The sequence below is a fragment of the Mucilaginibacter sp. L3T2-6 genome (assembly GCF_030519355.1).
In the GTDB taxonomy this organism is placed as follows: Bacteria; Bacteroidota; Bacteroidia; order Sphingobacteriales; family Sphingobacteriaceae; genus Mucilaginibacter.
In genome coordinates this window covers 203,877-217,291 of the sequence record NZ_JAUMKC010000006.1, presented here as the reverse complement: position 1 = coordinate 217,291, position 13,415 = coordinate 203,877, and the positions used below count along the sequence as shown (strand labels likewise).

The 13,415-nt window shown below is 44.8% G+C and carries 12 protein-coding genes; 8 read left to right on the top strand and 4 right to left on the bottom strand.

Annotated elements, in window-relative coordinates; all coding sequences use genetic code 11:
• Window positions 1-43: 43 nt before the first annotated feature.
• The 8 genes from Q3W13_RS09405 (at window position 44) to hemN (ending at window position 10,333) form a co-directional block, all read left to right on the top strand.
• On the top strand, window positions 44-361 hold the full coding sequence (locus Q3W13_RS09405) for a hypothetical protein (RefSeq protein ID WP_302863200.1): 318 nt from the start codon (window positions 44-46) through the stop codon (window positions 359-361).
• A 132-nt stretch (window positions 362-493) separates the two neighbouring features.
• A complete protein-coding gene (locus Q3W13_RS09400) occupies window positions 494-994 on the top strand; it encodes a DUF3347 domain-containing protein (protein WP_302863198.1) in 501 nt (166 codons plus the stop codon).
• Between the two features lie 36 nt (window positions 995-1,030).
• Window positions 1,031-3,223: a multicopper oxidase domain-containing protein gene (locus Q3W13_RS09395; protein WP_302863197.1), complete on the top strand. Its 2,193-nt coding sequence runs from the start codon at window positions 1,031-1,033 to the stop codon at window positions 3,221-3,223.
• A 15-nt stretch (window positions 3,224-3,238) separates the two neighbouring features.
• On the top strand, window positions 3,239-5,284 hold the full coding sequence (locus Q3W13_RS09390; protein ID WP_302863195.1) for a copper-translocating P-type ATPase: 2,046 nt from the start codon (window positions 3,239-3,241) through the stop codon (window positions 5,282-5,284).
• Between the two features lie 326 nt (window positions 5,285-5,610).
• Window positions 5,611-6,798, top strand: a complete 1,188-nt coding sequence (locus Q3W13_RS09385; protein ID WP_302863193.1) for a PAS domain-containing sensor histidine kinase — start codon at window positions 5,611-5,613, stop codon at window positions 6,796-6,798.
• Entirely contained in the window at window positions 6,795-7,847 is a 1,053-nt protein-coding gene (locus Q3W13_RS09380) for a response regulator (RefSeq protein WP_302863192.1), read from the top strand. The genes Q3W13_RS09385 and Q3W13_RS09380 overlap by 4 nt, the downstream gene beginning before the upstream one ends.
• A gap of 81 nt (window positions 7,848-7,928) precedes the next feature.
• Complete coding sequence (locus tag Q3W13_RS09375; protein ID WP_302863191.1) at window positions 7,929-8,957, top strand: 2-hydroxyacid dehydrogenase; 1,029 nt, start codon at window positions 7,929-7,931, stop codon at window positions 8,955-8,957.
• A complete protein-coding gene (hemN, locus tag Q3W13_RS09370) occupies window positions 8,954-10,333 on the top strand; it encodes an oxygen-independent coproporphyrinogen III oxidase (protein ID WP_302863190.1) in 1,380 nt (459 codons plus the stop codon). The genes Q3W13_RS09375 and hemN overlap by 4 nt, the downstream gene beginning before the upstream one ends.
• A gap of 132 nt (window positions 10,334-10,465) precedes the next feature.
• Here hemN and Q3W13_RS09365 read toward each other — a convergent pair whose 3' ends face one another.
• The 4 genes from Q3W13_RS09365 to ccoG form a co-directional block, all read right to left on the bottom strand.
• The gene (locus Q3W13_RS09365; RefSeq protein ID WP_302863189.1) at window positions 10,466-10,777 is read right to left on the bottom strand and encodes a hypothetical protein; all 312 of its coding nucleotides are present in this window, start codon (window positions 10,775-10,777) and stop codon (window positions 10,466-10,468) included.
• Window positions 10,778-10,914: 137 nt separating this feature from the next.
• A complete protein-coding gene (locus tag Q3W13_RS09360) occupies window positions 10,915-11,604 on the bottom strand; it encodes a sulfite exporter TauE/SafE family protein (protein ID WP_302863187.1) in 690 nt (229 codons plus the stop codon).
• A complete protein-coding gene (locus tag Q3W13_RS09355; RefSeq protein ID WP_302863186.1) occupies window positions 11,601-12,023 on the bottom strand; it encodes a FixH family protein in 423 nt (140 codons plus the stop codon). The genes Q3W13_RS09360 and Q3W13_RS09355 overlap by 4 nt, the downstream gene beginning before the upstream one ends.
• 12 nt (window positions 12,024-12,035) lie before the next feature.
• Window positions 12,036-13,409 (bottom strand): cytochrome c oxidase accessory protein CcoG, encoded by a 1,374-nt coding sequence (ccoG, locus tag Q3W13_RS09350; RefSeq protein ID WP_302863184.1) that lies wholly within the window; start codon window positions 13,407-13,409, stop codon window positions 12,036-12,038.
• Window positions 13,410-13,415 lie beyond the last annotated feature (6 nt).

Genomic DNA, 13,415 nt, shown 5'->3' with positions numbered 1-13,415 from the left:
TGTCGGAGTCTCGTCCGGGGCCACATTGCATTATCAGTACTGCATGGGCAGGTTGATCAAGGTTTCTATATGGCACAATTACCACGGCAAATGCCATACCTGCGGAATGCCGCTCAAAGAAAAAGCTTCAAAAAAATGCTGTACGGATAAACACCAGCAGTTGAAATCTGACAAAAGCGGTGCTATCACTTACAGCCACCTTACTTTGGGAACAAGCGCTGTAGCACTTCCGTCAATTCCGTCTTACGGCTCAATCGGCTGCCGCCCGTTGTTTCAAACGGTTCTATACCCGGTAAGTAAAGCGCCGCCATCCGCCATTGCGCGTCCTTTTTTCCTTCTTAATTGCAATTTCCGGATCTGAATTTTCATATAGATCCCTTCATTCCGGAGAAACAGGTAACCTACGTGGTTATATACCTGCTGCAAAGACTTCTTTAATCGGTTTTGTCTGCCTGGCAGACAACTGAATTTATTTATTAAATATTTCAAGAGCATGAAAAAGCTTAAAATTCTTGTATGCGCCTTTGTCGCGCTTTCCGTTAGCCGCGTTAACGCGCAATCTATTTCCTCAAAAGACGATATTCTTACTGCTTATTACGGTGTCAAAAATGCGCTTATCACAGGCAATTCATCAGCAACCGGCGCCAAAGCCAAAGAATTGCTAAGTGCATTGTCATCGTTTCCTGCCGACCAGCTAACTGCTGGCGATAAAGCCGCCTGGTTAAAATACACCGGCAAATTGCAGTCGGATGTACGTGATGTTGCAGAGGGCAGCGATATTAGTCGTCAGCGTGAACATTTCGCTAGTCTTTCTGAAAATATGTACAATCTCATTAAAGCTCTAAAGCTCAATTCTGCAATGGTTTACAAAGCCTATTGTCCGATGAAAAAAAGCTACTGGCTCAGCGAATCGGCGGCTATTAAAAATCCTTATTACGGAAACCAAATGTTAACCTGCGGTGAGGTGCAAGAAACATTGCCCGCAGTAAAATAATTACAAAAGGCCGAAGCTTCAGCCCCCTATATTACAATGAAAAAGGTATTTTTTTCCCTGGTCCTGCTTTTACTGCTTCAGGCCACGTTTGCACAGCACGCAATGATGGGAATGGGCAGTTCAAATAAGAGCAGGCACCTTCCGCTTTATACTAAAATCGGAAAGCGCGAGATATATCATTTGTATATCAACGATACCATAGTTAATTACACCGGCAAACAGCGGCCCGCAATGGCGATTAACGGCAGCATTCCTGCGCCAACGCTCGAATTTACCGAGGGCGACACTGCTGAGATTTACGTGCATAACGAAATGATGATGGAAACTTCTATCCATTGGCACGGCTTGATTTTACCTAACAGGTATGATGGTGTTTCTTATCTGACCACAACACCTATCGAAGCCGGAGAGACGCATTTATTTAAATTCCCGCTTGTGCAACATGGCACCTACTGGTACCATTCGCACACCATGACACAACAACAGAGCGGCTTATACGGCGCTTTCATCATCCATGAAAAGCAGCCCATGGCCATGAAAGAATATACGCTGCTGTTAAGCGACTGGACCGATGAAAACCCTGAGCAGGTGCAACGGAGGCTGCATAACGCTTCAGACTGGTACGCCATTCGCAAAGGCAGTACGCAGAACTATCTGCAGGCGATTCAAACCGGCCATTTGGGTACAAAACTCATTAACGAATGGAAAAGAATGACCGCGATGGACGTGAGCGATGTATATTACGACCGCTTTTTTAGTAATGGTAAGACGGAAACCGCAGCGCCGGAATTTAAAGCCGGCGACAAGGTCAGGCTGCATGTCATCAACGGCAGTTCGTCCACTTACTTTTGGCTAACCTGGGCAGGTGGTAAGCTGCAGATAGTAGCTAATGATGGTGAAGACGTTCAGCCGGTGAATGCCGACCGCTTGATAGTGGGGGTTGCAGAAACTTATGATGTGGTAGTGACGATACCTAAAGACCGAAGGTACGAGTTCCTGGCAACTCCGGAAGACCGCACAAAATACACCTCGCTATGGTTAGGCAGCGGGTTAAAGCATCCGGCTAAAAAATTACCAAAGCTGAAATATTTTGACGGCATGAAGATGATGAACGATATGATGGATATGCACGGCAATATGAAAGAAATGAAGGGCATGACAATGACCAACCAGGTAATGGATATGAACACTGTTATGTACTCCGAGCTTGGTGAAGGCGAACCGCCGGTAACACTGAATTACGGTATGCTAAAGGCCACTCATCCTACAACTTTGCCGGAAGGACCAACGAAAGTGCTCAACTTTGAGCTGACCGGCAATATGAACCGTTATGTATGGTCCATCAATAACAAAACGGTTTCCGAATCGGACAAGATATTGATCAAACAGGGGGAAAACGTTCGTATTGTTTTGTACAACAATACCATGATGCGCCACCCCATGCACCTGCACGGCCATTTTTTCCGTGTACTTAACGGACAAGGCGAATATTCGCCGCTCAAAAATACGCTGGATATTATGCCGATGGAACGTGACACAATCGAGTTCAGGGCAACGGAAAGTGGCGATTGGTTTTTCCATTGCCACATTCTTTATCATATGATGAGCGGTATGGGACGCATATTCAGTTATGAAAATTCGCCGGTCAATCCCGAGGTGCCTGATCCTGTTGCCGCGTTCAAAAAAGTGGCAGCCGACGACCGTAAATTCTATGCTTCGGCAAAACTGGGGATCGAGACTAACGGCAGCGATGGTAACGCGGCTTTAGCCAACACGCGCTGGAAGTTTTCGACGATGTGGCACCTGGGGCTTCAGGATACCAAAGGCTATGAGAGCGAGACTATGTTCGGACGTTACTTTGGGCGGATGCAATGGTTGTATGCCTATGCAGGCTTCGATTACCACTACCGGAAAACCGGTGAGCAGGAGAAAAATCTGCTTGGACAGATCAGTAACAAAAACAACCGGCATACGGTAGTGGCAGGTTTGGCTTATACGCTGCCTATGCTATTTGTTGCCGATGCACGTATCGACGGCAATGGTAAGTTAAGATTCCAGTTAGGGCGCGACGATATTGCGCTGACCAGCAGGCTGCGATTTTCTATTGTGGGCAACACCGATAAAGAATACAGTACCGGGCTACGGTACATTGTCAATAAGAATTTCTCAATTTCCAGCCATTACGACAGCGATATGGGCCTCGGGGCCGGATTAACCCTGACCTATTAAAATAAAATGAGCGATATGGAACATAAACACGATCAACATGGAATGCCCGGAGTAACCGGACATCAGCATGAACACTACAAGCTAAATAGCACCTATCAGCAAATGGGGCATGCAGGCCACAATCACGATGCCATGATCGCAGATTTTCGCAAACGTTTTTATGTGGTATTAGTGCTGACCGTGCCGATCTTGCTCTTATCTGACATGATACGGCAGTGGCTGCATTTAAATATTGGTTTTCCCGGAAGCCAGCACGTTCTTTTTGCGTTATCAAGTGTCGTATTTGTTTATGGGGGCTGGCCCTTTTTAACCGGGTGGTTTGGGGAGATAAAAACTAAGAATCCAGGCATGATGACGCTCATTGGTTTTGCCATCACGGTGGCTTATGGCTACAGTGCTGCCACTGTTTTCGGACTAAAGGGCATGGATTTCTTTTGGGAATTGGCAACGCTCATCCTGATTATGCTACTTGGGCACTGGATCGAAATGAAGTCCGTTTCAGGCGCTTCACGGGAACTCGAATTACTGGTTCAATTGATGCCTTCGGATGCGCACCTGGTTCACGGGGACCACATTATGGATGTGAAAACAGACACCCTTAAGGAAAACGACCTGATCCTGATTAAGCCGGGCGAGAAGATTGCCGCAGATGGTATTGTAGAGGTAGGCGACAGCTATTTGAATGAGTCTATGCTGACGGGAGAATCAGCGCCGGTTCAGAAAGCAAAGGGGCAAAAAGTGATCGCCGGTTCTGTAAATGGAAATGGTTCATTAAAAGTCCGGGTAACTCACAGCGGTAAAGATTCTTACCTGTTTAAAGTTATTGACCTGGTACGAAGCGCACAAGAGGCTAAATCAAGTACTCAACTATTGGCGGACAAAGCGGCCAGATGGTTAACCGTAATCGCGCTTTTAGCAGGCGTGGTTACGTTTATTATTTGGATCAGTTTAGGCCGCGATCTTGCTTTTGCGATGGAACGCATGGTTACCGTAATTGTGATCTGCTGCCCGCATGCGCTTGGTTTGGCGGTTCCGCTAGTGGTGGCTAAATCGACTTCTTTATCTGCACAGCATGGCTTGCTCATCAAGAACAGAACCGCGTTTGAGAATGCCAGGAAGATCACTGCTATTGTTTTTGATAAAACGGGAACACTCACTAAAGGAAAGTTTGAAGTATCTCGTGTCGTTATTACCGGAGAAGCTGTATCGGGTGAAGATGAACTGATTCGTATGGCGGGCGCATTGGAAGCAAATTCCGAACATCCAATAGCAACTGGAATAATAGCGGAAGCGAAGAAAAGAAACCTCAACCTGCCGGTTGCAGATAGCTTTAAAGCAATAACCGGCAAGGGTGTGGAAGCAGTGATAGGGCAAAAACGGGTTAAGGTTGTCAGTCCGGCCTATTTGAAAGAAAACAATCTGCAATTTCCCCCGGAATATCATCAGGCGGGTAACGAAACCATTGTTTTTGTTATATCCGATGACCGTGTGGCTGGCTTCATCGCCCTGGCCGATGCCGTAAGGCCGGAATCAGCAGAAGTTATAAAGACACTCCATGAAAATAATATCAAGTCAATTCTACTCACGGGCGACAACAAAATTATTGCTGAAAGCGTATGTTCCCAGCTTAAGATGGATGCCTTTTTTGCTGAAGTGTTGCCGCATCAAAAATTACAGAAGATCAAAGATCTTCAGCAAGAAGGCGGCTTTATAGCAATGACAGGCGACGGGGTAAACGATGCCCCGGCGCTTGCGCAGGCAGACATCGGCATTGCTGTGGGCTCGGGCAGTGACATCGCCGCCGAAACAGCAGGTATCGTTTTAGTTAACAGCAATCCAAAAGACGTAGTAAACCTGATCTTATTTGGCAAAGCTACCTATCGGAAAATGATCCAGAACCTGGCCTGGGCTACCGGTTACAATGTATTTACGCTGCCGTTGGCAGCTGGTGTGCTTTATAACCAGGGTGTACTGCTGAGTCCTGCTATCGGTGCAGTTCTGATGACTGTTAGTACGGTTGTAGTTGCAATAAATGCCGGCTTACTGAAAGTGAGCGCATAATAAAGGCCTAATCCAGGTAAACAAAAATTTACTGACAGGAGCGCTGGAAAGGGTACCCGGCGAGGCCACCGAAGGCGCTGATGATTGGGGCTAACTGTTAAAATGCTTTGCGTAAAATAAATGATATTTATAATTATGATCAGGGTCGCCTCAAAATATGACAATGATCACTTTTTCAATCTAATAGCTGCCACAAATTTGCTTTTGTATAAAAATCACTTTAAAAGATGACTTTTCTCATTATACACTGGTTTATCTTTCGGCCGGTGTAGTTTTTTAAATAAAGCTTTTTGATATTTGTCACTATATCAATTCCTTAATTAATAATGGAAAGCGCCGCCTTACTAAATGCAATCATTCAAAACGCTATCGACGGTATCATCACCATATCTGAACGGGGTATCGTCGAAACCATTAACCCGTCTGCATGCAAATTATTTGGATACCAGCCTGAAGAAGTTATCGGGCAAAATGTATCGATGCTTATGCCGCCTCCTGACCGGGAGCAGCATGATAGTTATTTAAACCGTTATCAAACAACGGGCGTGCCCCATATTATCGGTATTGGACGTGAAGTGACAGGGCTTAGAAAGGATGGTGTTAAATTTCCCTTTCGGCTTGGCGTTAGCGAAGTTCAGTTTTCGGGCCGCAAGATTTACACCGGCTTTATTCACGACCTGAGCAGGCAAAAAGAAGCCGAGGAAAAATTGAAAGAATACGCAAGTCACCTGGAGGACCTGGTTGAAGAGCGTACCCGCTCGCTGAAAGAAATTGTGCGTGAGTTGCATGAGGCAAAAGAAGAGGTAAGTCTTTCACTCGAAAAAGAAAAAGAACTTGGCCAGCTAAAAAGCAGGTTTGTGTCGATGGCATCGCACGAATTTCGAACGCCATTAAGTGCAGTTCAGCTGTCTGCTTCGCTTATTGAAAAGTATGCGGAACCCTTCGCGAACGCCAATATTCGTAAACATGTTGTAAAAATTAAAAGTGCGGTTGGGAATCTCACCACTATCCTGAATGATTTTCTTTCGCTTGAAAAGCTGGAAGCCGGAAGAGTGGAACCCTCATTTTCAACTTTCGACCTGGTTAAACTGGCTGAAGAGGTTACCGAAGAAATGCAACTGGTGGCAAAGCAAAATCAAAGCATTATTTATCAGCATACCGGCATCAACAGCATGGTTTGCCTTGACCAAAACTTGCTAAAAAACTGTATTTTTAATATTATTGGAAACGCCATCAAATATTCGGGCGAAAACACCTTTATAGAGTTCAATACCGAAATAAACGAAAAGGATTGCATTATAACCATTAAGGATAACGGCATTGGCATACCTGAAAACGATCAGAAACATTTATTCGAGGCATTCTTCAGGGCGCATAATATTGGCAATATCCCCGGCACAGGCCTGGGCCTTAACATTGTGGCGCGCTATACCATGCTAATGAATGGTAAAGTAGATTTTAAAAGTAAAATTAACAACGGCACAGTTTTCCAACTGTTATTTCCGACCCTATGAAAAAGAAGGTACTGATAATTGAAGACAACACTGATATACGCGAGAACGTAGTTGAAATTCTTGATTTGGCCGGTTACGAAGTTTTTGATGCAGATAACGGTAAAACCGGTGTTGAACTGGCGCAAAAACATCTTCCGGATATTATATTATGCGACATTATGATGCCTGAGCTTGACGGCTATGGCGTTTTGTATATGCTGAATAAGAATGCTGCGACGGCGGTTATTCCGTTTATTTTTCTGACGGCGAAGGCAGAGCGTATTGATTTGCGCAAAGGAATGGAGATGGGTGCCGACGACTATCTCACCAAGCCTTTTGATGATATAGAGCTGCTTAATGCCATTGAAAGCCGGCTGAAAAAGAAAGAACACCATGAAAGTTTTTACAGCAAATCGTTAGACAGGCTGAACGATTTTGTAAACCGCAACGGCGGCCTGAAAGAATTGAAAAAGGTTATAAGTGAACGCAAAAGCAGGCAGTTTAAAAAAAACCAGGTAATATATTTCGAGGGCGATAAGGGGAATGGTCTTCACCTGGTATTGAGTGGCCGTATAAAAACGGTTAAGCTGGCCGAGGATGGGCGCGAATTTATGACGGGTATATTTAATACTGACGACTACCTGGGCGTACATGCATTGTTAACCAATGAGCCATATAGCGATACGGCTACCGCCCTGGAGGACAGTACGCTATGCCTGATACCGAAAGACAGCATCGACCAGCTGATCAATCTTTATCCTGACATTGCCCGGGAGTTTATAAAGATACTGGCCAACGACATAAGGGATAAAGAAGAGCAACTGCTGCAGCTGGCGTACAATTCGGTGCGTAAAAAAATGGCTGAAGCTATACTTCGTCTCCATAAACTGTCGGGCAATCCGGCTGATGGCTTTAAGATTACGCGTGAAGACCTGGCTGCCATGGCGGGTATGGCCACAGAAACCGTAAGCCGCACCATATCTGATTTTAAGGAAGAGGGCCTGATCGGAAAAAAGGGCAGCACCATCCATGTGCTTGATGAAAATAAATTGAGCAGGATGAAAAACTGACAAAGATCACTTTTTTGGCTGACAGCGCTCACCGGCCGTAAATCCGTGGTAAGATATTTTTGCTATCAAAAGTATCTGGCAATGAAAGTAGTTGCTTACAGCATAAAACCATTCGAAAAAGAATTCCTGGCGAAGGCCAATCAAAAAAAACACGATATAACTTTAATCTCAAACCCGCTGAGCCTTCAAACAACGGTATATGCGGAAGGCAAGGATGCAATAATTGTATATACTAATGACGACGTATCTGAACCGGTTATTGAAAAGCTTGCAAACGCGGGCGTAAGATATATTGCAACACGCTCGGCCGGTACCGGCCATATCGATAAAGATGCCGCTGCAAAATATAACATTAAGCTATCAAACGTTCCCGCCTGTTCGCCGCAGGCAACAGCAGAACAGGCCGTTGCGCTTGCTTTTGCGCTTAACCGCCATATTATAACAGCCGCAAAAAATGGCCTGGATAGCGATTTCAGGGATGAAGAGCTTATAGGCTTTAACTTTTTTGGAAAGACAGCAGGAATTATAGGGCTGGGGGAAACAGGACAGGCGGCCGCAAAAATATTTCATGGTATGGGCTGCCGGGTAATTGGTTATGATATAGCCGTACCTGAGAGCCTGCCATATATAGAACATGTGGATTTAGATGTGCTTTACGCCGGATCAGACATTATATCTTTACACCTGCCGCTTATCGCATCGACAAGGCATATCATAAACAAAGATGCGATCAGTTTGATGAAACCGGGCGTGATGTTAATTAATACATCACGCGGCGCACTTATCGATAATACGGATGTTATCGAAGGATTGGAAAGAAAGAAAATCGGATACCTTGGCATAGACGTTTATGAACATGAGAGGGAGCAATTTTTTGGCGATGATAAAAATGAACTACAAAAAGACGCAACTCTAAAAGCGTTAATGTCCTATCCAAATGTAATCGTCACTCCTCACCAGGCCTGTCTTACTAAAGAAGCATTACAGGACATAGCCAATCAAACAATAAAAAACCTAGACTTATGGCAAAACAAGAAATGTGTTGGCGATGCTTGTATATGCGCTGCAAATTGCCGGATAAAAGCAAAAGAAGTAATTCTTGATAAATGATTAATTCCGAAAAATCAGTGGCCAGCCTGACCGAAAAATATAATGTAGCCGCGCCACGGTACACCAGCTATCCAACCGTACCCTACTGGGACAGCGATCATTTTACTACCGGGGAATGGATGCAATCCGTTAAGCTTTCATTTAATGAGAGTAATGATGCGGGGGGCATAAGCCTTTACATCCATCTGCCCTATTGCGAAAACTTATGTACTTATTGCGGCTGTAATACCAGGATTACAAAAAATCACCGCGTAGAGGAACCGTATATAAAGGCTGTACTTGGTGAATGGGATATGTACCTGAAGATAATGGGCGACTCACCCGTTATCCGCGAAATACATTTAGGGGGCGGAACACCTACTTTCTTCAGCCCTGCAAACCTGGAAACACTTATAAAGGGCCTGCTCGATAAGGCCACAGCGCATCCGCAGGCACAATTTAGTTTCGAGGCCCACCCCGCAAATACAACCGTTGAACATTTGCAGGTATTGCACCGGCTGGGCTTCACGCGGCTAAGTCTGGGTATACAAGACTTTGATCCGCGTGTGCAATTTATCATCAACCGTCACCAAACATTTGAGCAGGTACAGTCGGTGATGAATTCGGCCCGCAGTATAGGCTATACTTCTGTAAACTTCGATCTTATCTATGGCCTGCCTCTGCAGACTATGGAAGGGCTGGCCAATACTATGCATCTTGTGTCGGAGTTAATGCCAGACAGAATTGCTTTTTACAGTTATGCGCATGTGCCGTGGTTAAAACCCGGTCAGAGACGCTTTACCGAAGAACACCTGCCAAATGCGCATGAAAAAAATAAGCTTTACGAAATTGGCCGCAGCCTTTTACGAACCTATGGATTTACCGAAATAGGTATGGACCATTTCGCCCTGCAGGGAGATGAATTGCTAAGTGCAGAAGACACAGGTAAGCTTCACCGGAACTTTATGGGTTATACAGCTAACCACACGCAATTGCTGATTGGTTTAGGCGTATCATCAATAAGTGATTCCTGGTATGCGTTTTCGCAAAACGTTAAGGGGGTAGAGGAATACTTAAAATTGATTGATGCAGGTGAACTACCTGTACTTAAGGGGCATTTATTAACCGGTGAAGACTTAGCGCTTCGGCAGCATATCTTAAACATTATGTGCAAAGGCGAGACCTCCTGGAATTATGATAACGCTGTTCCCGCTGTCTTGATTCAGGCCCTTGAACGGCTGGAGCCACTTGAAGCCGATGGCCTGGTCGAATTATCTCCACTCTCCGTTAAAGTAACTCCATTGGGTAAAAATCACCTCCGGATAATCTGTATGGCTCTTGATGCACGTTTATGGGCCAATAAGCCAACCACTCAACTTTTCAGCATGGCTGTATAGGCTATCGTTTGCTTTTTTTACCTTGGGCCCTGCTAAACAAAAAAGAGGCCGCCGGTGATCTAATCAACCGGCGGCCAAACGAGTACAACAACAGATTTTATATAACAAACACTAACAGCATTATAAAGTGTATCACTGCACTGATGGCAAATAATGAATAATAGTGCGGATGCCTGACCCGCCCATACCTGCAATGATATTTGCAAAATACAACGAGAGTGATATGATTAATACGATTATAGGGGCATTAAAGTAGTACGATAATAAGGCAGGTATTGGAAGGAATAACACACCCTGGCTCACCAATGAAATGTAAAACCACGCTGTGCGGTTTTTTGCCTGGCCATCGGTAAAGCGGTTGTATTTTTCCAAAAAAGTTAACTGCTTTACAGTTTCAGCCTGGTTTGACCAGGTTGCAGCGTTGCTTAGTTTGACTGTGCTCATATATTTTGCATTTTGATAACACAAATATGCTGTATATCAACAGCTTGACACATGACGGGCGACACCTGAAAAAATGATCTGAAACACATTTGGAATAGGTAACATTGGCATTGACAAGCGGGTAAGGGCCAGCCGCGTTAATGACAAATTAAATTACCGGCTGAAGGTCTTGCGGGGCTGATGTATGGAATATTTAAGTTCATTCCTCTTAAAATAAACCAGATACCCAGACATACCATCAGGTAAGGCATAAAGCTGTTGATCCTGCGGCGAACCAATGGGCTAACAAAGCCGGCGCTGACGGTTGCCGCCAGCATTAATGGGAAGGTCCCCATTCCGAACAAAAACATAAACCGGCCTGCCGCCAAAGGGCTGCCGGCATTTATAGCGCCAACAAGGGCAAGGTAAACAAAACCGCAGGGCAAAAAACCATTAACCATGCCAATAATAAAATGCCCCGCTCTGTGCCTTAAGGCTAAAGCAAGCAACTTATTTACAGGCTCAAATGCTTTTGCAGCAAGCCTGCTGTGAGTTATGCGCATGTGGTACAATTTTGCTATGCCAGCCAAAATAATAAGCATGCCGCTAAAAAGGCTTACCCCCTGCTGCAGCCCGGAGACCCAAAGCTGGCGACCTATCAAACCAAATAACAGGCCTATCAGCGTATAGCTTACTATTCGCCCTGTATTATACACCAATTTATCGGCCACTATAAGCCACCACCTGCTTTGCAACGTGGGTATGGCAAACGCCAGCGGACCGCACATCCCTATACAATGCACACTTCCGAAGAAACCGATAAAAAATGCAATCCAGCCAGTACTCATGGTATCATCATTTCTGTTTGATATGCATACGATTTATTGTTGCTTCGCCAATCTAAAATCAGCTGCCAGCGGCCTTTGGCAATCGTAGCGGCGGAAAATTGCATACCAGTACTTTGATGGGTATCAAAGCGGTAGCGTCTATCCAACAAAACGTTTGACGGGCGCTGAAGCCGTAAAGTACCGGCAGCGGCATCTTTAAATTTGATAAAAACATATTCGCCCGCTATTTTGATAACCGGTTGGGCCTGATCTTTTATAACCTGCATTTCCTTATTATAATATCGGTTGTAAGTAAGGCCTTTTTCGTAGTACTGGTGATCATAATCATCATCAGGCGCGCGGAACATGTAAAAACACATACTCAAAATAAAAAGCATGAATAAAAACATGCCCCCGATAAGTCCTTTTCCCCAATTCATCACATTATAGTTTTAGTCGTTTACCGGCCCGACAAAAGTTGTGGATACGGTTTGAATAATTTTGTTATTGCTGACCAGCTGCAACCTGACATCGGTTTTCGCCTGGCGTATGTGCGCGGCAGGTATCACCACAAAAAATATAGTTTTTACAGACGTACCGCCATTTACCGGGCCGGGCGCTTGTATATATTTTATCTTGATATCCGGGTCTTCCGGCCGGAGCGTTATTGTTCTTTTTTCGTTGGTTTTATTAATGATCTCGGCGTTATAAATATTACTGATGTTCCCTCCCGGCTGCTGCTGATAAAGCATTCCGGCGCTTCTCATCACCGTTACATCCATATCTTTGCGGGTAAAAATAAAGTAGCCCAGTATACCGCTTAAAACAAGTATAACCGCACTGTAAGCCATCATACGGATAGTAAAAGTTGGCTTCTCCTTGTTTCTGATCATACTCTCTGAAAAGAAGCCGATCAGGTTGCGCGGCTTATGGATCTTATCCATCACATCGTTACAAACATCAATACACGCTGTACAGTTAACACATTCCAGTTGTGTACCTTTCCTGATATCAATTCCGGTGGGGCAAACCGCCACGCAAAGGCCGCAATCCACACAATCTCCTTTAAAACTAAAAGCATCGTCGTGCTTTGATAGCTTACCCCTCGGCTCGCCCCTGACATCGTCATAGGCTACAACAAGGGTATGTTCATCTATCATAACGCCCTGCAAGCGGCCGTACGGACAAATTACCGTACAAACAAGCTCGCGCACCTGGCTGTAAACCAGGTAAAATACTATAGTAAACACCCAAATGCTGGCGAAACCTACCCAGTGCGCGCTTACCGGCTCGGTGATTATTTTTTTCAGACTGTTGCTGCCAATAATATAAGCCAGGAAAGTATTGGCAATTAAAAACGAGATGATGATAAAAACAATGTGCTTTGCAGATTTCTTCAGGTACTTTTCTTTTGTCCAGGGTGCTGCATTCAGCTTCTTCTGCTTATTTGCATCGCCTTCTATCCAGGCTTCTACCTTCCGAAATACCATCTCCATAAAAATGGTCTGAGGGCATATCCATCCGCAGAATACCCGGCCAAAGGCAATGGTGAAAACTACGACGCAAACGATAAACACTAGCGAAGCTAATACAAACAGAAAAATATCCTCCGGCCAAAACACTTGCCCAAAAAGCACAAACTGGCGTTCAATAATATTTAGCAGCAACAGCGGCTGGCCGTTAATACGAATAAACGGCCCGGCAAAAAACAATAGCAGGTAAACGTAACTTATATAGCTGCGCCATTTATAAAGCTTACCCTTACGGATCAGCGGATATATCCATTTGCGTTTACTGCTTTTTTCCGCTGGTAATACTGCGTCCATCCTGTT

What these genes read in the sequence shown, in the direction of transcription:
- Q3W13_RS09375 (WP_302863191.1), top strand. Translation starts at nt 7,929, where the DNA reads ATGAAAGTAGTTGCTTACAGCATAAAACCATTCGAAAAAGAATTCCTG.
- Q3W13_RS09380 (WP_302863192.1), top strand. Translation starts at nt 6,795, where the DNA reads ATGAAAAAGAAGGTACTGATAATTGAAGACAACACTGATATACGCGAG.
- Q3W13_RS09390 (WP_302863195.1), top strand. Translation starts at nt 3,239, where the DNA reads ATGGAACATAAACACGATCAACATGGAATGCCCGGAGTAACCGGACAT.
- Q3W13_RS09365 (WP_302863189.1), bottom strand. Translation starts at nt 10,777, where the DNA reads ATGAGCACAGTCAAACTAAGCAACGCTGCAACCTGGTCAAACCAGGCT.
- Q3W13_RS09360 (WP_302863187.1), bottom strand. Translation starts at nt 11,604, where the DNA reads ATGAGTACTGGCTGGATTGCATTTTTTATCGGTTTCTTCGGAAGTGTG.
- hemN (WP_302863190.1), top strand. Translation starts at nt 8,954, where the DNA reads ATGATTAATTCCGAAAAATCAGTGGCCAGCCTGACCGAAAAATATAAT.
- Q3W13_RS09385 (WP_302863193.1), top strand. Translation starts at nt 5,611, where the DNA reads ATGGAAAGCGCCGCCTTACTAAATGCAATCATTCAAAACGCTATCGAC.
- Q3W13_RS09395 (WP_302863197.1), top strand. Translation starts at nt 1,031, where the DNA reads ATGAAAAAGGTATTTTTTTCCCTGGTCCTGCTTTTACTGCTTCAGGCC.
- Q3W13_RS09355 (WP_302863186.1), bottom strand. Translation starts at nt 12,023, where the DNA reads ATGAATTGGGGAAAAGGACTTATCGGGGGCATGTTTTTATTCATGCTT.
- Q3W13_RS09400 (WP_302863198.1), top strand. Translation starts at nt 494, where the DNA reads ATGAAAAAGCTTAAAATTCTTGTATGCGCCTTTGTCGCGCTTTCCGTT.
- ccoG (WP_302863184.1), bottom strand. Translation starts at nt 13,409, where the DNA reads ATGGACGCAGTATTACCAGCGGAAAAAAGCAGTAAACGCAAATGGATA.
- Q3W13_RS09405 (WP_302863200.1), top strand. Translation starts at nt 44, where the DNA reads ATGGGCAGGTTGATCAAGGTTTCTATATGGCACAATTACCACGGCAAA.